Here is a 21111-nt window from a genome sequence, read left to right on the forward strand (position 1 = left end):
GGTCGATAACCTGGAAGACGGTAAGAACGCCGTAGGCAGATGCCTGAATCTGATAACTTTTTTATTTAAAGGAATTACATCATGGCTGTTATTAATACTAACACCCTGTCGCTGACGACTCAGAACAACCTGACCAAATCTCAGGCTTCTCTGGGTACCGCTATCGAGCGTCTCTCTTCCGGTCTGCGTATCAACAGCGCGAAAGATGACGCTGCTGGCCAGGCGATTGCTAACCGCTTTACTTCCAACATCAACGGTCTGACCGTTGCTGCCCGTAACGCCAACGACGGTATCTCCCTGTCGCAGACGGCTGAAGGTGCGTTGAGCGAAATCAACAACAACTTACAGCGTATCCGTGACCTGACCGTTCAGGCGCAGAACAGCTCCAACTCTGCTTCTGACATCGACTCCATCCAGGCTGAAGTTAACCAGCGTATGGAAGAGATCAACCGCGTTACTACTCAGACCGACTTCAACGGCATCAAAGTGCTGAACACCGGTTCCGGCTCCAGCAGCTACAACTTCCAGGTTGGCGCGAAAGACAACGAAACCATCTCCATCAGCCTCAGCTCTTCTGATTCCTACAACCTGTACAACGCCACTGGCGCAACTTTCCAGACTACCGGTCAGACCATCAACGGTACTGCACGTGCGACTGCGGCTGAAGGTTTCGACGTACTGAGCGGTACCGTAAGCTCCAGCGGTACTGTTGATGGTAGCCCGCTGGCAGATATCGATGCGGCAATCAAAGCGGTTGACTCACAGCGCAGCCTGCTGGGTGCGTCCCAGAACCGTTTCGAATCCACCATCACCAACCTGAACAACACCGTGAACAACCTGACGTCTGCTCGTAGCCGTATTCAGGACTCCGATTACGCGACAGAAGTATCGAACATGTCCCGCGCGCAGATCCTGCAGCAGGCCGGTTCTTCTGTTCTGGCTCAGGCCAACCAGGTTCCGCAGACCATGCTGTCCCTGCTGCGTTAATCGCAAACCCGGTAATAAAAAAGGGCGCCGCTTGTCGGCGCCTTTTTTATTTGCGTTAAAAACCTGGCGCCGCAAAAAAATAAAAAAATCCCTAAAGAGTTTATTACCCCCGTCGATAACAATTTTGACGGTGATGAAGCCGCTGGCGCATACCGGAATATAAATTTCTCAATGAAGGATAATTATCATGGCTGTTATTAATACTAACACCCTGTCGCTGACGACTCAGAACAACCTGACCAAATCTCAGGCTTCCCTGGGTACTGCGATCGAGCGTCTCTCTTCCGGTCTGCGTATCAACAGCGCGAAAGACGACGCTGCTGGCCAGGCGATTGCTAACCGCTTTACTTCCAACATCAACGGCCTGACCGTTGCTGCACGTAACGCCAACGACGGTATCTCCCTGTCGCAGACGGCTGAAGGCGCGTTGAGCGAAATCAACAACAACTTACAGCGTATTCGTGACCTGACCGTTCAGGCGCAGAACAGCTCCAACTCTGCTTCTGACATCGACTCCATCCAGGCTGAAGTTAACCAGCGTATGGAAGAGATCAACCGCGTTACTACTCAGACCGACTTCAACGGCATCAAAGTGCTGAACACCGGTTCCGGTACCAGCAGCTACAACTTCCAGGTTGGCGCGAAAGACGGCGAAACCATCTCCATCAGCCTGGATTCTTCGGATTCCTACAACCTGTACAACGCCACTGGCGCAACCTTCCAGACCACCGGCCAGACCATCAACGGTACTGCACGTGCGACTGCGGCTGAAGGTTTCGACGTACTGAGCGGTACCGTAAGCTCCAGTGGTACTGTTGACGGTGGCCCGCTGGCAGATATCGATGCGGCAATCAAAGCGGTTGACTCACAGCGCAGCCTGCTGGGTGCTTCCCAGAACCGTTTCGAATCCACCATCACCAACCTGAACAACACCGTGAGCAACCTGACTTCTGCCCGTAGCCGTATTCAGGACTCCGATTACGCGACCGAAGTATCGAACATGTCCCGCGCGCAGATCCTGCAGCAGGCCGGTTCTTCTGTTCTGGCTCAGGCCAACCAGGTTCCGCAGACCATGCTGTCCCTGCTGCGTTAATCGCAAATCAAGTAATAAAAAAGGCGCCGCTTGTCGGCGCTTTTTTATTTTATATATCGTTTTTTTTGCCGACGAAAATTACATAAAAAAGATAAAAAGCATTAAAGAGTTCGGCGACAGCGTCGATAACAATTTAGACGGTGATGAAGCCGCTGGCCCATGCCGGAATATAAATTTCTCAATGAAGGATAACTATCATGGCTGTTATTAATACTAACACCCTGTCGCTGACTACCCAGAACAACCTGACCAAATCTCAGGCTTCCCTGGGTACTGCGATCGAGCGTCTCTCTTCCGGCTTGCGTATCAACAGCGCGAAAGATGATGCTGCTGGCCAGGCGATTGCTAACCGCTTTACTTCCAACATCAACGGCCTGACCGTTGCTGCCCGTAACGCCAACGACGGTATCTCCCTGTCGCAGACGGCTGAAGGCGCGCTGAGCGAAATCAACAACAACTTACAGCGTATCCGTGACCTGACCGTTCAGGCGCAGAACAGCTCCAACTCTGCTTCTGACATCGACTCCATCCAGGCTGAAGTTAACCAGCGTATGGAAGAAGTTAACCGCGTTACCACCCAGACCGACTTCAACGGCATCAAAGTGCTGAACACCGGTTCCGGTACCAGCAGCTACAACTTCCAGGTTGGCGCGAAAGACGGCGAAACCATCTCCATCAGCCTGGATTCTTCAGATTCTTACAACCTGTTCAACGCTACTGGCGCAACAGCGTCTACCGGCGGCGTGGTTAACGGCAACGCACGTGCGACTGCGGCTGAAGGTTTCGACGTACTGAGCGGTACTGTTGATGCCACTGGCGGCACCAACGGCGGCCCGCTGGCAGATATCGATGCGGCAATCAAAGCGGTTGACTCACAGCGCAGCCTGCTGGGTGCTTCCCAGAACCGTTTCGAATCCACCATCACCAACCTGAACAACACCGTGAGCAACCTGACGTCTGCCCGCAGCCGTATTCAGGACTCCGATTACGCGACCGAAGTATCGAACATGTCCCGCGCGCAGATCCTGCAGCAGGCCGGTTCTTCCGTACTGGCTCAGGCCAACCAGGTTCCGCAGACTATGCTGTCCCTGCTGCGTTAATTCGCAACGGATTAATAAAGGCATCTTCGGATGCCTTTTTTTATCTCCAATCGTCAGATATAGCGCCTTTTCTACTGGCTGTTTTTCCTCTCAATCTTTTCTCACTCCCCCACAATATTGCATAACGACAGAAACGCCCGTTGATCGCCCCGGCCAACAGGCCCGGCGTGCTGAGGATGAGAAATGCGAAGCCTATTAATTAGCGTTGATAAATTTGACGCCTTTACGCCCTGTACCAACGAATTACTTGATATTGCCGATGTGCTGCTGGCACAGAACTGGCGGGTGGATGTCATCACCAGCAGTGCCGGAAAGGCACTGAACGCGGAGATCGATCGCCTGAAGGCGACAGGGCGTTTTGCGCTGGTGACCGACAAGCAGGGTGAGCCGGAGACGCAATATGATGTTATCTGGATCTACCGCGGTTTCTTCAGCGATAAACTGCTCGATGCCATCGCGGCTGAACGTCTCAGCGGGGCGATGATTTTCCGCCATTTCAACGACTATAACGATCTCTACATTCCGTGGGGCGTGGCGCTGGAAAACCAGTTCGCCGCGCTGACGCTCGATCTCTCGCCGCGCACTTCTGCGCTTCTGCTGCAGACCGGTGTGGAAAGCACGCAGCTGAAAAACTTGCCGTGGACAGTTCCGGCGCGTTTCAGCCAGTATGCGCGCACCCGCGAATCGTCGACGCTGGCGCGTGCGGTCTACATTGCGCCGAAAATGTCGGCAGAAATGTACGAAGTGCAGCAGCGTGCCCGCGAAGCTGGCATTCAGATAGACTGGCTGGATCTTAACCAGCAAGCGCAGCGCATTGATCCGGCCTGGCTGGAACACTATGACGTTGTGATCGGCAATGATGACAGCGTGGCGAAAGCGCTGACGCTGGGGATCCCGCTGTTCCTGGTGAACGAGGGTTATGTCGAAGGCTATCTGAACGACGCGAACCTCGCCCGCCATGAAGTCGAGCATTTTTGTGCGCTGTCGCTGCGCAACTGCCCGGATGCCGATGAGTGGGTTGAGATGCTGCAAAGCGGCTACGCCAGCGTACTGGCGTGGACGCAGGCACAGCGCGCAGATTTTGCGGCGAAATGGTCGCTGGAGACCGCGCTGGATGCCATCGTAAATGCGCCGCTGGTGGCGAAGACGCGCCAGCTTGATGAAAAATCCCGCTATGCCCTCAATTTCCACAGTAAAGCGGTGCTGGCACAGCAGCAAACCACCGATTACTCCTTTACCCGCTGGCTGGACGATCGTCAGATCAGCGAAGCGCGGCGGGAAGCGTTGCTCACTTTTGCCCGGGCATATCCGGATAAAGCCAGCATTGGTGTCATTATCCTTGGCGACAATCAGGCCAGCACGCAGACGCGGGCGTCAGTGGAAAGCCAGTCGCTGGCGGCCGTCAGTATTGATGTGATTGCCGATGATGCCGAATGGCCTGCGGTGGCTAATGCGCTGCTGCAAGCGCGTAGCGCCGAAGCGATGTTGCTGATCCCCGCAGGTTTTACGTTGCGTGACGACGCGCTGCTGCGTTTTGCTGAGCAACGTATGAATCAGCAAAATGCCGGGTTGTTTTACTGTGATGAAATGACGCGGGCGGAAAATGGCGAACCGGTATTCACCCTGCGTCCTGGCGTTAATATCGATCTGCTGCGCGGTGTGCCTTATATCGGCCAGACGGTACTTTTTTCGCGGGAAATTGCCTTGCAGGTGGGAGGTTTCAGCGGCCATTATCCCCATGCGGCGCATATCGATTTGCTGTGGCGCTTTGTCGAAGGACAGGGCGCAGGCGCCGTGGGCCGTGTGGCGGAAGTGCTGGTGGAAAACCCGCATCCGGCAACCCACTGGAGCGAGGCGGCAGAGGTGGTCGCTGATTGCGAACAGGCGCTGCTGGCGCATCTGCAACGCTTGGGAATTAACGCCGCGCTGGAAGAGGGATTAGCGGAGAATATTAAACGCCTGCGCTACCAGTGGGAGGCGACGCCGCTGGTGTCGATCATTATTCCGACCCGCGATCGCTTTGCGCTGCTGAAGCGCTGCATTGAAAGTCTGATGGAAAAGACCCGCTATCAGCGCTATGAGTTGCTGATCGTTGATAACCAGTCGGTAGAAGAGGATGCTTGCCGTTTCCTCAACGATCTGGCGGCGCTGGGGCTCGATCAGGTGCGCATTTTGCGCTACGACGCGCCCTTTAACTTCGCTGAAATCAATAATGCTGCCGCGCAACAAGCGCGTGGCGATGTGCTGGTGTTCCTCAATAATGACTGCGAAATCATCGACGGTAACTGGCTGGATGCGCTGCTTGAACATACGCTGCGCCCGGAAGTGGGGCTGGTGGGCGCACGGCTGGAGTATCAGGATGGCCGTATTCAACATGGCGGCTATTTAGTCGGTGTGCAGCACGGTGTTGATGTCGCTTTCGACGGCGCTGACGGGCAGAGTAATGGTTTCCAGCACTTTCTGAAAACACCACGTAACCTGGCCGCCGTGAGCGCCTCCTGCATGATGGTGCGCAAAGAGGTTTTCTTCTCCTTAAACGGCTTTACCCAGGAGCGTTATCCTCTCTATTTCGCCGATGTGGATCTGGGATTGCGCGCGCAGCAGCAGGGATATCTCAATGTCTGGACGCCTTACGCCCGCGTGAAACATATGGGCGGCGCGACGCGTTTATTCGGCAACAAAATTGGCGTGCAGGAGCGCCCGCTGTTGCAGGACTATACGACGCTGCGCGGTGAGTGGCAGCAGGGGTTGCTGAATGAACCTTCGTACCATCCGCTGATGCAGAAGATGGGCAAGGCCTTCACGCTGAGCGCCAGTATTGCGCGGTTGCACCAGCCGCTGCCTGGCCGCCCGTTGCCGGTAGTGTTAGCCCATCACATCAACTGGGTCGGTGGTGGTCATCACCGGGTGATGCAACCATTCAAAGCGCTGGAACGCCATTTGATGATTGAAGGCGGGCTGACGAACACCATCCCCGGCCTGATGGAAGCCGCGCAAATGCGGCCGGATGTGATTCTGCTTGAGCTGATCACCGGCAGCCGCTTCCCGGATATCATGAAACAGTTACGCGATGTCAGCGGCGCGAAAATCGTGCTGGAATATGATGATTACCTGCTGAACGTGCCGATGAAAAACGGTAACCGCCAGCACTTCCCGCCGCAGATGCTGAAAAACTTCCGCAAAGTGATGGACAGCGCCGACTGGGTTGTGGTTTCTACTGCGCCGCTGGCCGAAGCCTACAGCCGTTTCCACAGTGATATTCGCATTGCGCAAAACCGCCTGGCACCGAATCAGTGGGATCATCTGCTCAGCGCTCGCGGAACCGGGAAAAAAGTGCGTGTTGGTTGGGCCGGAGGCAGTTCGCATACCGGCGATCTGGAGATCCTGTTGCCGCTGATCAAAGAGCTGGAAGGGCAGGTGGAGTGGGTGTTTATGGGCATGAAGCCGCGCAACGTGCTCTGTGAATTCCACCCCGGCGTACCGTTTGAAATGTACCCGGAGAAACTGGCGAGTTTGAATCTTGACCTGGCGCTGGTGCCGCTGGAAATCAACCAGTTCAACGAATGTAAGAGCAATCTGCGTTTGCTGGAGATTGGCACCTGCGGCGTGCCGATCATCGCCACCGACATTGAACCTTATCGCTGCAATCTACCGGTGACGCTGGTGGCGAACCGCTTTAAAGACTGGATGAACGCGATTCAGGCGCACATTCACGATCCGGCGCTGCGCGAGCGGCAGGGTGATGCGTTGCGTACCGCCGTGCGCAGCGACTGGTATCTGCGGGATGCCGGGCTCGATGACTGGCGTCAGGGCTGGTTACCGGCCGACAAGTAAAAGAAAAGGCGCTGTAAAGCGCCTTTTTTGTTGCCGTTGTTGTTATGTGCAGAGAAACATTAATCCGGCAACCAGAGTTGCGCCTGGCGCAGCAGGCTTTCACCGTTCCACATACCGTTTTCCAGCACGTACAGGCGCAAATTATCGCCAAGTTGTGCCGCTGCCGCCGCATCAAGCAGGTGGTTTTCAATCGCTTCGCGCCAGCTTCTCGCGCGATTTTCGACGCGCGTCACGCCAGCAATGCATTGTGTGCTGATGATATCGCTGCAAATCACCGGCACGCCGCAGGCACCATATTCGAGCAGGCGTACCGGGCTAAGTGCCCGGTTCCATGGCGTATCAGCCAGGGGTTCCACGGCGAGATCGAGATTCAGGCTGGCCAGTTTTTTCGCAAAATGCTGCGGGTGAACCGGGGCATGTAATTCGCTGACCCACTCCTGAAGGGAAGGCGGGCAGTAGCCATAAAACACCCATTCAACCCGATCGGCTAACTGGCTGACCAGCTTATGAATCAGCTCCAGATCGCCGGTATTCGCCGCGGTTCCGCACCAGCCGATGCGCGGTTTCTTACCCACGCCACGCTGGCTGGATAACCCCGACCATTGCTGCGGCGAAAGCCGCGTCGGCATTACGCGGATATCTCTGTGCAAGCCCGCGCACTGTTCGGCCAGTTGATCGCTGGCGACGATCAGACGATCCACATGCGCCAGCGTACCGCGCAGCGCAGCGAAAATATCCTGCGGCAGATCGTTACGCTCCTCGGCATTGACCGGTAAGCCAGGCAACCAACAATCCAGATCGAAGATTTTAAACACCGATGCTGCCTGCGGCAGACGACGCAACCACTCCTGCGCACCGTCGCTGATTTGTCGATGGACGATCAGTGCATCCGGCGCAAAGCGACTGATATCGGTATAGGTGCTGGGGTGATAATTAATTTGCCCTTCGACAACGCCCGCATTATTCAGTAATGCTAACGGTGCATCCAGGCGTAACCGGCTGCCGGGCTGGCTTTGTAACGGAAACGCGATCAAACGTGGCAGCGGCTTCCAGTGCAGCGGCTGCCAGCTTTTATTACTGCTGGCTTCAAACTGGAATCCCGCGCCATCGAGCGACAGATTTGGGTTATAGGCCGGATCGTTGGCGATAAGCGGCATCCATTTGGCATACATGGCGTCCTGCTCGGCCATAAAGCGCTGGCGTTTTTTCTCCTGCACGGTCTTATCGACCTTCTTCTGGCTGACGCTGCCTTCGTGCATGACGAGAGCATGCGGCGTCCACACCGTCAGATAGCCCGCTTCACGCACCTTCAGGCACAGATCGACATCGTTATAGGAGACGGTGAAGTTCTCTTCATCGAGCCCGCCGACCTGTTCATAGACCGATTTGCGGATCAGCAGACACGCGGCGGTGACCACGTTGTAATTCTGGTCAACCAGCAGACGATTCATATAACCGGCGCGGTTGTTTTCGCTGCCGATAAAGGGGTGATCTGCCGGGCCTCGCAGCCCCAGCACCACACCCGCATGCTGGACTTTACCGTCCGGGTAGAGCAGCTTCGCGCCGGTGATCCCCACTTCCGGGCGTAACCCATGATTCAGCATATGATCCAGCCAGTTTTCGCTGATCACTGCCGTATCGTTATTCAGCAATACCAGATATTCACCACGCGCTTCCCGTGCGGCCATATTGTTGATAGCGGAATAGTTAAACGGATGCGGATAGCGCAGTACGCGAATGCGTTGCGGATCGATAGTCGAGATCCCCTCCAGCCACTGCAACGCTTCCGGCGTCTCACTGTTGTTATCAACAATCAGCAGTTCATAGTTCCGGTAGCGCGTCTTCTCCAGCAGGCTGGTGACGCAGGTGCTGAGAATAGGAAGCTGATCTTTGGTCGGGATAATAATCGACACCAGCGGTTGTTGTTGATGGTTATAACGCAGGGCATATAGCCCCGGATGCGTAGCCACTACCGTACCCTGAGCATAACCGCGATTATGCAGATGCCGGGTCAAAATCGCCTGTTCTTCCGGCTGGGTGGCCTGCACCGGCGGATGACCAATCACAAACGGTTCCGGCAGATGACCCGCAAAACCCATTCCTTTTTGTTCAATCAGACGAACAATAAACTCAAACTGCCAGGCCTGCGGATACGCCGGGTTAAATCCGCCTGCGGCCAGAAGCGCTTCACGGCGGAAAATCCAGTGGCGGGCCATCTCTGCCGGGTAGCTGAGCAGTAAATCGAGGTTGAAATCCGGGCGCATCGCGGTGGTGACAATTTCGCCATTCTGCGTGTAGAACTCATCGCCATAAATTGCATCGCAGCCAGAGGCGCCATCCAGCGCCAGATCGAACATCAGCATGCCGCTTTCCAGCAGCACTTCACCGGCGTCCATGAACATCACCCAGTCAGACGGCTGGCTGGCGATGTACTGATTGACGATCTCAATCTGCTTATCGTGCCGTGCGATAAGCGTCGGCGCAGGGAGATCGGTGCTTTGCTCCGCGATGATCACTGCATTCAGCGTCAGCCCAAACCCGGCGTAGCGCTGCAGGCTTTGCAGAGTTGACGTGACAGCATCAGGATGATGTCCGTACTGCGAGATAAAAACGGTTAACGTTTGCTGCGTGTTGCGCGCCTGCTGGAAAGCTTCCACCAGCGGCCGGAACTGTGGTTGCAGGCGGCGTTCGTCGAGCCATTTGTTGATCTTGTTGCTGTAGAACCGGCGCACGGAGATTTGCAGCGAGTTATGCAGCGCATGCAGCAGGTTTTCCGTCTGGAAACGTTGCTCACCGTGCATCGGTGCAACTTTGACCTTTTCATTCTCTTCTTTATTACCGCTGTACCAGCCCAGTTCTCTGACAATTTGCGGCATTCGGGTATAGGTTCTGTTAATGACATCGCCATATTTCCCGGTATGCACGAGTTGACTACTCTGGTTCTCTGAGACGCGGAAAGCCGAGAGCGTTTCAGCGACAAAGGCCAGATTGCCGAGGCGCAGTAACTTCAGATACAGCGTCATATCGGTCAGGAAGTAGAGGTTCTCGCCAAGCAGGGTAAAGAGGTCATCACCGAAGGAGATCAGATCTTCGCGATAGCACAGCACGGAGCTGGGCTCGCCGATAAAGTTGACCGGATGATCGGCGAAAAACTTCACCACGTCCGGGCCATCCAGAATCACATCGGCGGCAAAAGGAAAGGCGGTCGCCGCGATATCGACCAGCGGGGTGCCATTTTCATCCACGCGAACACGGCGTGCGGAAGCCATGCTGTTGCCGGGGGAAGATTCCAGCGCCGCGACGAGCCGGGTGATAGCGTGTTCGAACAGAATGTCATCATCGTAGAGAAACTTAATGTACTTACCGCGGGCCTGACGCACGCCAGCCAGCACGTTGCCTTCTTCCCATAAACGGACGCTGTTTTTGGTGTAATAGATAGGCGTTTTGGTGGTTAATGCATAACGCTCGCAGGTGAGACGAATGGTGTCGTCGTTGCTGTCGTCATAAATAATGACTTCGCAATTTGGCCAGCTCTGATTCAATGCACTGGCGAGTGTTGTCGCGAAGAATTCGGGCTTGTAAGTCGGGATAACGATACTCACCAAAGCGCATTCGTTCATTTTTTTTCCGTTATGTGAGCAGCAGTTTGAGCGCATCAACACGCGATGCGGCAACGAGGTGATGACGGCCTGGTTTCTCAGGCGTGAAATTTCACGGATTTTCTTTATCTCGGCCAATAATAGCAAAGGGAGGCAGGTGTCTTGCGGGCTTAATTGGCATGGGAAATGCCCCTTGTTTACCCAATAGATTCACTTTGGTGCCTGTAACATCAAAGTCATCTCTGGCTTGTTCAGGTTCATTTTATGGACAATAACATCTTCGTCACCAGCCCTCTGTTGCCGCCTCTGGAAGAGTTTATTCCCTATCTGGAAAAGATTTGGCAGAACCGCATCCTCACCAATGGCGGGACATTCCACCAGCAACTTGAAGAAGCGCTGGCGGAATATCTGGGTGTGAAATATGTCTGTCTGTTCGCCAATGGCACACTGGCGTTGTTGACGGCACTCCAGGCGCTGCGTATCACGGGTGAGGTGATTACTACTCCTTACTCGTTTGTCGCTACCTCACATACCTTGCTGTGGAATGGCCTGACGCCCGTGTTTGCGGATATCGACCCGCTGACCTACAACATCAACCCGGAACGCGTTGAAGAGCTAATTACGCCGCAGACGACGGCGATCATGCCGGTGCACTGTTATGGCGTACCCTGTGACGTGGATAAAATCCAGCAGGTGGCGGATGTTTACGGCTTAAAAGTGCTTTATGACGCCGCGCATGCATTCGGCGTGAAGAAAAACGGCACCAGCATCCTGAATCATGGCGATCTTTCGGTACTCAGTTTCCATGCCACGAAAGTGTTTAACACCTTCGAAGGCGGCGCGATTATCTGCCATGACGCGCGCACGAAGCAGCGCATCGACTACCTGAAAAACTTTGGCTTTGCCGGTGAAACCCGCGTGGTTGCGCCCGGTATCAACGCCAAAATGAATGAAGTGGAAGCGGCATTCGGTCTGTTGCAGTTAAAACATATTGATCAGGCGCTGGCTGAACGCCAGGCGCTGTATCAGGACTATCTTGCGATGCTCGATGGTGTTGAAGGACTGAGCCTCCTGAACGTACCCGATGATGTGAGCTGGAACCATGCGTATTGCCCGGTGTTGATTGAACCTGAGTTTGGCATCAGCCGCAATGCGCTCTATGAAGCAATGAAAAGCGAAGGCATCTTAACCCGTCGCTACTTCTACCCTTTAATTAGCTCGTTCAGTATGTATCGCGGTTTTGCCACCTCGCAAAAAGAGCATTTACCTTGCGCGAACGATATCGCGGAGAAAGTGCTCTGCCTGCCGATCTACCCTGGGCTTACGCGGGAAGATCAGCAGCGTATTGTGGATGTTATCCGCCGTATGGCGCGCCCTGTCGCAAACAATGTCGCCATGATTTCTGCGGGGGGCATATGAGCCAGCCAGCAACGGCGATGATCCTTGATGCCGGGTTTGCCTCGCTGCCTTTGCAGCAGGCTGTCAAAGCTGCGGGTTTTACCACGCTGGTGTGCAGCGGCAAAGCGCAGGATGCGGGGATGAAGTTCGCCGATATTGCGCATGTGCAGAATTATGCTGACGCCGATGCCGTGCTGGCAGTGGCGCGCGAACAGAAAATTGCGGCGATTTTGCCCGGCGTGACCGATGTTTCTTATCTGACCGGTAGCCGCGTGGCTGCCGAACTCGGGCTGGCCGGTTTTGATACGCCGGACGTCAGCGACACGCTGTTTCTTAAAGATCGTTTCCGCGCCTGGGCCGAGCTGAAGGGGTATCCGATTCCGCGTGCGGTTAACGAACCGGAAGCGGCGCGCAATTTGCCTTTTCCGCTGCTGGTTAAGCCGATTGATGCTTATAGCGGGATCGGTATTACGCTGGTGCGCGAGCCGGGCGCATTGCCACAGGCGGTTGAACTGGCACGCGGCGCTTCCCGTAATGGCCACTGCGTCATCGAAACCTTCTGCGAAGGCGCGTTATACAGCCACTCGGCATTTATTCGCGGCGGTGAGATTGTCTGTGAATTTTTTGTCGATGAATATTGCACCGTTTATCCCTGGCAGGTGAACAGCAGCAGCCTGAGCCTGACGCTCGCTGAAGCGATGCGCGATCGCGTCAGCGAATGTATGCAGACGCTGGTGCGGGAACTGCAACTCGTTGATGGCTTACTGCATACCCAGTTCATTGCCAACGAACATGATTTTTGGCTGATTGAGTTAACCCGCCGTTGCCCGGGCGATCTCTATTCACGTCTGATTGAGTTGTCCACCGGTGAAGCCTATTCCGCTGGTTTTGTTGCTCCCTTTATTGGTCGTGAATCGACATTCAGCGCGCGTCGCCCCGCGCATCGACGAGCCATCGCCCGGCATACCATTTCCAGCGATGCTGAAAGTCACTTTGTTGGCTATCGCTTTGCCCCGCTGGCGGCGCAAATTATTGAGACTGTTCCGCTGAAGTTACCTGGCGATCCTCTGCTGCCCGCGCCGCGCGACAGGGCGGGGCTGGTTTTTGCCGAGTTTGAGGATTTCGCCGAACTGGCGCGGCTCACGCCACAGCTCAAAAACTATTTTTCTTTTAAAACGATTTAAGGACTGGATTATGGCCAAGCCTTTGCGCCTTGCATTCATCGGTGGCGGTATCAATTCTGCCATCGGCATGACACATAAGATCGCCAGCCAGATGGACGGGCACTTCCAGTTGACGGCGGGCTGTTTCAGCCGTGATGAAAGTATTAATCAGCAAACCGGAGCCGCCTGGGGGCTGGAGAAGCGCGCGATTTATCAGGATGCGCTATTGATGCTGGAAAAAGAGCATCAGCGCCTTGATGCAGTGGTGGTGCTGACGCCGACGCCAGCGCACCGCGACATTTTACTGGCCTGCCTGGAGTACCCGTTACCGATCATCTGCGAGAAGGCGATGGTGGCAACGGTGGGTGATGCGCAAGAGATTCAGCAGCGGGTTGATGAGGTTAACAGCCCGCTGTATGTGACGTTCAACTATACCGGTTACCCGATGGTGCGCGAATTGCGTCAGCGCCTGCTGAGCGGCGGGCTTGGGCGAATTCAGCAGGTGATGGTTGAAATGCCGCAGGAAGGTTTTAGCCGCTGCCGCAATGATGGCAGCGTGACGTTACCGCAACTCTGGCGGCGAGTGGACGGCGAAATCCCGACGGTATCGCTGGATCTCGGGGTTCATGTGCATCAGTTGGTGGAGTTTCTCACCGACAAACAGGCGCTGGATGTTTACGCCGTCAACAGCACGTTTGCGCGTGTGCCAAACGTGGTAGACACCGTCAACATCATCTCGCGTTATAGCGACGATATGGTGTGTAACTACTGGTACGGTAAAGCCGCGCTGGGTTTCCGCAACGGTTTGCGGATCAGAATTTATGGTACGGAAGGCAGCGCCGAATGGTTGCAGATGGAGCCGGAGTACCTGCGCCTCGCTGATATTCACGGCAACGTGCGTATTGTCGATCGCACGGCGGGTGATAACACCATCGCTAATCTGGATCGTTACTGCCGCTTTAAAGCCGGTCATCCGGCCGGTTTTATTGAAGCTTTTGCCAACTATTACTGCGATATCGCCGCCGCGTTGCGTGGCGAAGCAAACAGCTATGCGATTGGTTCTGCCACCGCATTGCAGGGATTATCGTTCCTGGAAAGCGCGAACAGAAGTGCGATTGCGCAGCAAAAAATAGTGCTGTAATTGGCCTTTTGACGTCGCCCTGAAATCGCTTTTGTTTATGTAGAACGGGCACAGGCCGCAGTGATTTATAGATATTATAAATGAAATAAAGTGAATGCCCGTTCACGCGCAGATGACGACCTGCGGGTTATTTAGTGCAAAATGCGCAGACATTTTTGCTCCATAAAAGCGAGACGGTCGTTTATGAAGCAATAAAGGCGAAAACGTGTCCTGAAGGTTATAGATTTTATGGTCACAATATCATCAAGTTAGGCCGTAGGGCGCAAAGAGATTTGCCTGGGAATTACATTCTACTTGTCTGCTATGTCTGCAGCGAATTAGATGCACGGGTAGTACAAATAGAGAAACTATTTTGCAGGCTGGTGCTCATGGATTGATAGAAATATCGTTACGGTTTACGCCACGGAATTTTGCCGGAAAAACAAATCGCTACTGTGTAAATTCTGTCATGTTCCCGATGGCATAAAAACTATGACAGACAGATTGCTTTTTATGCTTCAGGGGATTGATGTGCTGAGGGCGATTTCTGGTCGACCTTTTGCTACAAGCCCTTGTTTGTCAGAAGATTTAGCATTCCTACAAACTGATGAAGCGTACGTTGATTATTGCGTTGATGCTGATGAGACGTTTCTGATGATACCGGGAAGCAATATGTTAAAAACGCAGCGAAAATTGTGGTCATTGGGGCGCAAGCAAAGAATTTTGTCGGACGCGCAAAACACCGGTGTAAATCACAAAAGTAAAAAACCGATCGCGATGTTTCAATTTATCTACAATATTTCAAATGATTATCGATTTTACCAGCGCGGACACCATCCGGCGCAGGCTTTCGAGCTAGTATTAAATGCATTACCGTCGAAACGTGTGGAGTTATAAAGGCAAATAACCCCCCATTTCACCCACTATTCATCCGATTAAAACCACTCCAGAATCGGATAATCATGCCGATAACTCAATTAACGCAGGGCTGTTTATCGTGAATTCACTCTATACCGCTGAAGGTGTAATGGATAAACACTCGCTGTGGCAGCGTTATGTACCTCTTGTGCGTCACGAAGCATTGCGCCTACAGGTGCGATTGCCGGCGAGTGTGGAACTGGACGACCTGCTACAGGCGGGCGGTATCGGTCTACTGAATGCTGTAGACCGATACGACGCTCTGCAAGGAACGGCATTTACCACTTACGCAGTGCAGCGTATTCGTGGGGCAATGCTGGACGAGTTGCGCAGCCGCGATTGGGTGCCGCGCAGCGTCCGGCGTAATGCCCGCGAAGTGGCGCAGGCGATGGGGCAACTAGAGCAAGAACTGGGGCGTAACGCGACGGAAACAGAAGTGTCGCAGCGCCTTGGGATTCCTGTCGAGGAATACCGTCAGATGCTGCTCGATACCAACAATAGCCAGCTTTTCTCCTATGATGAATGGCGGGAAGAGCACGGCGACAGTATCGAGCTGGTGACTGACGATCATCAACAGGAAAACCCGTTATTCCAGCTAATGGAAAGTAATTTGCGTCACCGGGTGATGGAAGCGATTGAATCTCTCCCGGAGCGTGAACAACTTGTCCTGACGCTGTACTACCAGGAAGAGCTTAATCTCAAAGAGATTGGCGCTGTTCTTGAAGTAGGAGAATCGCGGGTAAGCCAGCTCCATAGTCAGGCTATTAAGCGCTTACGCACCAAGCTGGGTAAGTTATAGGTTGGTGATCCTGCATCGCCCCTGGTAAATGCCGAACAACGCATTGACAACCAGGAGTTATCATGACGGTGCAGCAACCTAAAAGACGGCCTCTAAGCCGCTACCTTAAAGACTTTAAACACAGCCAGACGCATTGCGCTCATTGCCATAAGTTGCTCGACCGCATCACACTGGTCCGCCGGGGCGAAATCGTAAACAAAATTGCGATTTCCCGGCTGGATATGCTGTTGGATGAAGCGGCCTGGCAACAAGAGCAAAAAGAGTGGGTTGCACTCTGTCGTTTCTGCGGGGATTTGCACTGCAAAGAGCAGAGCGATTTCTTCGATATCATCGGGTTCAAACAATATCTCTTCGAACAGACTGAGATGAGCCACGGTACGGTGCGCGAATATGTCGTGCGTCTGCGCCGGCTTGGCAATCATCTGAGCGAGTTAAACATCTCCCGTGATTTGCTCAATGAAGGGTTCCTCGACGAAAACCTGGAGCCATGGTTACCCGCGACCAGCACCAATAACTATCGGATCGCTTTGCGCAAATATGCTCAGTTTAAGACGCAGATGCGTTTTGCGCCGATGCAAAAAATCGCTGTCGGCGCGAGATCTGATATATATTAAAAAAGAATAACATGTGGTGAGTCATTGCTTGTGATTACGTTTTTCCAGGCAATGCACTGCTGCAGCCAATTCTTTTATCGGGGTAACTATGAAACTAGCACTTCTGGGACGTCGGGCGCTGATGGCCGTTATGGCCGTCACGCTGATGGCGGGGATAAGCGCAAAAACATTCGCCGCGGAAAACCTGCTGAATAAAATCAAAGAGCGCGGCACGTTGTTAGTCGGTCTGGAGGGCACGTATCCGCCGTTCAGTTTCCAGGGCGATGACGGCAAGTTAACGGGTTTTGAAGTGGAGTTCGCCGATGCGTTAGCGAAGCATTTGGGGGTGAAAGCCGCCCTGAAGCCGACGAAATGGGACGGTATGCTGGCCTCGCTGGATTCGAAACGCATCGACGTGGTGATCAACCAGGTGACCATCTCCGATGAACGCAAGAAAAAATATGATTTCTCCACGCCCTATACCATCTCCGGTATCCAGGCACTGGTGAAAAAAGGCAATGAGGCGGGCATTAAATCCGCGGCCGATCTGAAAGGCAAAAAAGTCGGCGTTGGCCTGGGCACCAACTATGAAGAGTGGCTGCGCAAGAACGTTCAGGGCGTCGATATTCGCACTTATGATGATGACCCGACGAAATACCAGGATCTGCGCGTTGGCCGTATCGATGCGATTCTGGTGGATCGCCTTGCGGCGCTGGATCTGGTGAAGAAAACCAAAGATACCCTGGCGGTGGCTGGCGATGCGTTCTCGCGTCAGGAGTCCGGTGTGGCGCTACGCAAGGGTAATGAAGATTTGTTGCAGGCGATTGATGCGGCCATTGCCGATATGCAAAAAGATGGCACGATGAAAGCGCTGTCGGAAAAATGGTTTGGAACAGATGTGACGAAGTGATCGTTCCTCGTTAAAAAAGGCGCTTAAAAAAGCGCCTTTTTTATTTCATCTCTGTAAATGTGCATAATAAAAACAATACACAACGTTATCCGGTCTCGGAGGTTTTATGTCTTTGCACAACCTGACCCGCTTTCCGCGTCTTGAATTTATTGGCGCACCGACGCCGCTGGAGTACCTGCCGCGACTGTCCGATTACCTTGGGCGTGAGATTTTCATCAAACGTGATGATGTGACGCCGATTGCGATGGGCGGCAACAAGCTGCGCAAACTGGAGTTTCTTGCTGCGGATGCGCTACGTGAAGGCGCAGACACGCTGATCACCGCAGGCGCGATTCAGTCTAACCATGTGCGCCAGACCGCCGCAGTGGCGGCGAAACTGGGTTTGCACTGCGTTGCGCTGCTGGAAAACCCCATTGGTACGAAGGCAGAAAACTATCTCAGCAATGGCAACCGCTTGCTGCTGGATCTGTTCAATGCGCAAATTGAAATGTGCGATGCGTTGACCGATCCGGCTGCGCAACTGGAGGCGCTCGCGACACGGGTCGAGGCGCAGGGTTTTCGCCCGTATGTGATTCCGGTCGGCGGTTCTAATGCGTTAGGTGCCATGGGTTACGTCGAAAGCGCGCTGGAAATTGCCCAGCAGTGCGAAGGCGCGGTCGCGCTGTCGTCGGTGGTGGTGGCTTCCGGGAGTGCCGGAACGCATGCCGGGCTTGCTGTCGGGCTGGAGCAGTTATTGCCGGATGTCGAGTTAATTGGCGTTACCGTTTCGCGCAGCGTGGCGGATCAAAAACCCAAAGTGGTGAGCTTGCAGCAGGCGATCGCCCACGATCTGGAGATCAGCGCGAATGCCGATATTGTGCTGTGGGATGAGTACTTTGCGCCGGGTTATGGCATGCCAAATGAGGAAGGGATGGAAGCCGTGAAGCTGCTGGCGCGTCTGGAAGGGGTTTTGCTCGATCCGGTCTATACCGGTAAGGCGATGGCGGGTCTGCTTGATGGCATTGAGCAGAAACGTTTTAAAGACGATGGTCCGATCCTTTTTGTCCATACCGGCGGCGCGCCAGCGCTCTTCGCCTACCATCCGCATATCTGATCCGCAGGCAGCATTCTGATGCAAGAGAGCTTACAGCTAGTTATCGATTCCGCCCCTTATCTGCTCAAGGGGGCCGTGTTCACGCTGCAATTGAGTATTGGCGGCATGTTTTTTGGTTTGCTGTTCGGTTTTGTGCTGGCGCTGATGCGAATGTCGCCGCTGCTGCCGGTACGCTGGCTGGCGCGTTTTTATATCTCGATTTTTCGCGGTACGCCGCTGATTGCACAACTTTTTATGATCTATTATGGCCTGCCGCAGTTTGGCATCGAGCTGGATCCCATCCCGGCGGCGATGATTGGGCTTTCGCTTAACACGGCAGCGTATGCTGCGGAAACCTTGCGCGCCGCCATCTCGTCGATCGATAAAGGGCAATGGGAAGCGGCCGCCAGTATCGGCATGACCTCCTGGCAAACGCTGCGCCGCGCGATCCTTCCGCAGGCCGCTCGCGTGGCGCTACCGCCGCTGAGCAACAGTTTTATCAGCCTCGTCAAAGATACTTCGCTGGCGGCTACCATTCAGGTGCCAGAGCTGTTCCGTCAGGCGCAACTGATCACCTCACGCACGCTGGAAGTATTCACCATGTATCTGGCGGCATCGCTGATCTACTGGGTCATGGCGACCGTGCTCTCCACGTTGCAGAACTATTTTGAAAACCAGCTTAACCGCCAGGAGCGTGATGCAAAATGAGTGCTATCGACGTTAAAAATCTGGTGAAAAAATTCCACGGGCAAACCGTCCTGCACGGTATCGATCTGGAGGTGCAGGAGGGAGAAGTGGTGGCGATTATCGGCCCTAGCGGGTCTGGTAAAACCACCTTATTGCGCAGTATTAATCTGCTGGAACAGCCGGAAAGCGGGACGATCCGCGTGGGGGCCATCACCATTGATGCCTCTCGATCCTCTGGCGAGCAGAAAAAGGCTATCCGCCAGTTGCGCCAGCATGTCGGGTTTGTGTTCCAGAACTTCAATCTGTTTCCACACCGCACGGTGCTGGAGAACATTATTGAAGGGCCGGTGATTGTGAAGGGCGAAGCGAAAGAAGAGGCTTGCGCGCGGGCGCGTCAGTTGCTGGAAAAAGTGGGGCTGAAAGGGAAAGAGGAGAGTTTTCCACGTCGTTTGTCCGGCGGCCAGCAGCAGCGCGTCGCGATTGCCCGTGCACTGGCGATGCGCCCTGATGTTATTCTTTTTGACGAGCCAACCTCCGCGCTCGATCCTGAACTGGTTGGTGAAGTGCTTAACACCATTCGCCAACTGGCGCAGGAGAAACGCACCATGGTGATTGTGACTCATGAGATGAGTTTTGCCCGCGATGTGGCGGACAGGGCGATTTTTATGGATCAGGGGCGCATTGTGGAGCAGGGGCCAGCGAAACTGCTGTTTTCCCAGCCGCAACATCCACGAACCCGGCAGTTTCTGGAAAAATTCCTGATGCAATGAACATGGCGCGATTCCGCACGCCTGTTTGCTGAATCGCGTTAATTGACCTTAACCTAAATTTTTGGGGCGGAATTAATGGCGTGCCGTTGCTGCGGCTATTTTTCGCGTATATCCCTGCAATTATCCAATAGTCACGCAGTTTTTCCTGTCGGTTGCCAGCATTAAATCCGGCAGCCTGTGCAACTTATTTCCACATTAGCCGATATTTTATATTTATAATTAAGTTTTATGTGTTAGCTTAATGTATACATAATAATGATTATTAAAACCAGGGGTATTACCGGTCGGTATGCAGGATAAAGACTTTTTTACCTGGCGGCGCGAAATGATGTCGCGCTTCCAGGAAATGACAGTAGCTAAGGACGTTTATACAGAGTTACAGCGGCAAACACAGCTGCTGGAGTTTGATTATTTCTCCCTGTGCGTTCGCCATCCGGTGCCCTTCACGCGCCCGAGGATGAGCGTTGAAACGACGTATCCGCAGGCCTGGATGCAGCATTATCAGGCGGAGAATTACTTTGCCATTGATCCGGTGCTCAAAGCCGAAAATTTCATTCAGGGCCATTTGCCCTGGAGTGACAAGCTCTTCCAGGATGCGATGGTATTGTGGGATGCTGCGCGGGATCATGGCCTGCGGAAAGGAATCTCGCAGTGTCTGATGCTGCCTAATCATGCGCTGGGTTTTCTCTCGGTCTCGCGTAGCAGCCTGCTTGGCAAAATGATGCCTGACGATGAGATTGAACTGCGGTTGCAGACGCTGGTGCAGCTCAGCCTGCTGGCGCTTACGCGACTGGAAGATCAGATGGTGTTGACGCCGGAGATGCGCTTCAGTAAGCGTGAGCGTGAGATATTGAAATGGACGGCGGAAGGCAAGACTTCGGCGGAAATCGCCATGATTTTGTCGATCTCTGAGAATACCGTCAATTTTCACCAGAAAAATATGCAGAAGAAATTCAATGCGCCGAATAAAACGCAGATTGCCTGTTATGCGGCAGCGACCGGAATGATTTGATTATTCACTGCGACGAATCAGAAATCAGCCGGCTGTCAGGTTACCTGGCAGCCGGT

General features: G+C 54.0%; 16 protein-coding genes. 15 read left to right on the top strand and 1 reads right to left on the bottom strand.

The genetic code is table 11. The annotated features are described in order from the left end of the window. Positions 1–81: 81 nt before the first annotated feature. From AWR26_RS10085 to AWR26_RS10100, 4 genes are all read left to right on the top strand, one after another. Complete coding sequence (locus tag AWR26_RS10085) at positions 82–987, top strand: flagellin N-terminal helical domain-containing protein (RefSeq protein ID WP_043953160.1); 906 nt, start codon at positions 82–84, stop codon at positions 985–987. A 187-nt stretch (positions 988–1174) separates the two neighbouring features. Next, positions 1175–2080 carry a flagellin N-terminal helical domain-containing protein gene (locus AWR26_RS10090; protein WP_064565524.1) on the top strand — a complete coding sequence of 302 codons (906 nt, stop codon included), beginning with the start codon at positions 1175–1177 and terminating at the stop codon, positions 2078–2080. 197 nt (positions 2081–2277) lie between these two features. Beyond that, positions 2278–3180 (top strand): flagellin N-terminal helical domain-containing protein, encoded by a 903-nt coding sequence (locus AWR26_RS10095; RefSeq protein WP_007371515.1) that lies wholly within the window; start codon positions 2278–2280, stop codon positions 3178–3180. Between the two features lie 183 nt (positions 3181–3363). After that, positions 3364–7014 carry a glycosyltransferase gene (locus AWR26_RS10100; protein WP_064565527.1) on the top strand — a complete coding sequence of 1217 codons (3651 nt, stop codon included), beginning with the start codon at positions 3364–3366 and terminating at the stop codon, positions 7012–7014. Between the two features lie 59 nt (positions 7015–7073). Here AWR26_RS10100 and AWR26_RS10105 read toward each other — a convergent pair whose 3' ends face one another. Then, positions 7074–10634, bottom strand: coding sequence for a glycosyltransferase (locus AWR26_RS10105; protein WP_064565534.1), 3561 nt, complete (start codon positions 10632–10634; stop codon positions 7074–7076). Positions 10635–10877: 243 nt separating this feature from the next. On the opposite strand from AWR26_RS10105, the gene AWR26_RS10110 reads away from it, so the two are divergent. The 11 genes from AWR26_RS10110 to sdiA all read left to right on the top strand — a co-directional run bounded on the left by AWR26_RS10110 (position 10878) and on the right by sdiA (position 21055). Next, entirely contained in the window at positions 10878–12032 is a 1155-nt protein-coding gene (locus AWR26_RS10110) for a DegT/DnrJ/EryC1/StrS family aminotransferase (RefSeq protein WP_064565537.1), read from the top strand. Beyond that, complete coding sequence (locus AWR26_RS10115; protein ID WP_064565540.1) at positions 12029–13195, top strand: ATP-grasp domain-containing protein; 1167 nt, start codon at positions 12029–12031, stop codon at positions 13193–13195. The genes AWR26_RS10110 and AWR26_RS10115 overlap by 4 nt, the downstream gene beginning before the upstream one ends. Positions 13196–13205: 10 nt before the next feature. Further along, entirely contained in the window at positions 13206–14315 is a 1110-nt protein-coding gene (locus AWR26_RS10120; RefSeq protein ID WP_064565543.1) for a Gfo/Idh/MocA family protein, read from the top strand. A gap of 471 nt (positions 14316–14786) precedes the next feature. Next, positions 14787–15191, top strand: a complete 405-nt coding sequence (locus tag AWR26_RS10125) for a hypothetical protein (RefSeq protein WP_064565546.1) — start codon at positions 14787–14789, stop codon at positions 15189–15191. Positions 15192–15291: 100 nt separating this feature from the next. Next, complete coding sequence (locus AWR26_RS10130; protein ID WP_007371523.1) at positions 15292–16011, top strand: RNA polymerase sigma factor FliA; 720 nt, start codon at positions 15292–15294, stop codon at positions 16009–16011. Between the two features lie 62 nt (positions 16012–16073). Next, entirely contained in the window at positions 16074–16625 is a 552-nt protein-coding gene (gene fliZ, locus AWR26_RS10135; protein ID WP_064565549.1) for a flagella biosynthesis regulatory protein FliZ, read from the top strand. An 88-nt stretch (positions 16626–16713) separates the two neighbouring features. Further along, complete coding sequence (gene tcyJ / locus AWR26_RS10140) at positions 16714–17514, top strand: cystine ABC transporter substrate-binding protein (RefSeq protein WP_064565552.1); 801 nt, start codon at positions 16714–16716, stop codon at positions 17512–17514. A gap of 106 nt (positions 17515–17620) precedes the next feature. Then, on the top strand, positions 17621–18607 hold the full coding sequence (gene dcyD / locus AWR26_RS10145; protein WP_064565555.1) for a D-cysteine desulfhydrase: 987 nt from the start codon (positions 17621–17623) through the stop codon (positions 18605–18607). 18 nt (positions 18608–18625) lie between these two features. After that, positions 18626–19294 (top strand): cystine ABC transporter permease, encoded by a 669-nt coding sequence (tcyL, locus tag AWR26_RS10150; protein ID WP_064565557.1) that lies wholly within the window; start codon positions 18626–18628, stop codon positions 19292–19294. Further along, positions 19291–20043 (top strand): L-cystine ABC transporter ATP-binding protein TcyN, encoded by a 753-nt coding sequence (gene tcyN / locus AWR26_RS10155; protein ID WP_064565560.1) that lies wholly within the window; start codon positions 19291–19293, stop codon positions 20041–20043. Before tcyL ends, tcyN begins: the two co-directional genes overlap by 4 nt. A 289-nt stretch (positions 20044–20332) precedes the next feature. Next, positions 20333–21055, top strand: coding sequence for a transcriptional regulator SdiA (gene sdiA / locus AWR26_RS10160; RefSeq protein WP_064565563.1), 723 nt, complete (start codon positions 20333–20335; stop codon positions 21053–21055). The last annotated feature ends 56 nt before the right edge of the window (positions 21056–21111 follow it).

The sequence above is a fragment of the Kosakonia oryzae genome (assembly GCF_001658025.2).
GTDB lineage: Bacteria > Pseudomonadota > Gammaproteobacteria > Enterobacterales > Enterobacteriaceae > Kosakonia > Kosakonia oryzae.

Coding starts and splice junctions, on each gene's coding strand:
- AWR26_RS10115 (WP_064565540.1), top strand. CDS start 12,029: ATGAGCCAGCCAGCAACGGCGATGATCCTTGATGCCGGGTTTGCCTCG.
- dcyD (WP_064565555.1), top strand. CDS start 17,621: ATGTCTTTGCACAACCTGACCCGCTTTCCGCGTCTTGAATTTATTGGC.
- AWR26_RS10085 (WP_043953160.1), top strand. CDS start 82: ATGGCTGTTATTAATACTAACACCCTGTCGCTGACGACTCAGAACAAC.
- tcyL (WP_064565557.1), top strand. CDS start 18,626: ATGCAAGAGAGCTTACAGCTAGTTATCGATTCCGCCCCTTATCTGCTC.
- AWR26_RS10125 (WP_064565546.1), top strand. CDS start 14,787: ATGACAGACAGATTGCTTTTTATGCTTCAGGGGATTGATGTGCTGAGG.
- sdiA (WP_064565563.1), top strand. CDS start 20,333: ATGCAGGATAAAGACTTTTTTACCTGGCGGCGCGAAATGATGTCGCGC.
- tcyN (WP_064565560.1), top strand. CDS start 19,291: ATGAGTGCTATCGACGTTAAAAATCTGGTGAAAAAATTCCACGGGCAA.
- AWR26_RS10095 (WP_007371515.1), top strand. CDS start 2,278: ATGGCTGTTATTAATACTAACACCCTGTCGCTGACTACCCAGAACAAC.
- fliZ (WP_064565549.1), top strand. CDS start 16,074: ATGACGGTGCAGCAACCTAAAAGACGGCCTCTAAGCCGCTACCTTAAA.
- AWR26_RS10100 (WP_064565527.1), top strand. CDS start 3,364: ATGCGAAGCCTATTAATTAGCGTTGATAAATTTGACGCCTTTACGCCC.
- AWR26_RS10105 (WP_064565534.1), bottom strand. CDS start 10,634: ATGAACGAATGCGCTTTGGTGAGTATCGTTATCCCGACTTACAAGCCC.
- AWR26_RS10120 (WP_064565543.1), top strand. CDS start 13,206: ATGGCCAAGCCTTTGCGCCTTGCATTCATCGGTGGCGGTATCAATTCT.
- tcyJ (WP_064565552.1), top strand. CDS start 16,714: ATGAAACTAGCACTTCTGGGACGTCGGGCGCTGATGGCCGTTATGGCC.
- AWR26_RS10090 (WP_064565524.1), top strand. CDS start 1,175: ATGGCTGTTATTAATACTAACACCCTGTCGCTGACGACTCAGAACAAC.
- AWR26_RS10110 (WP_064565537.1), top strand. CDS start 10,878: ATGGACAATAACATCTTCGTCACCAGCCCTCTGTTGCCGCCTCTGGAA.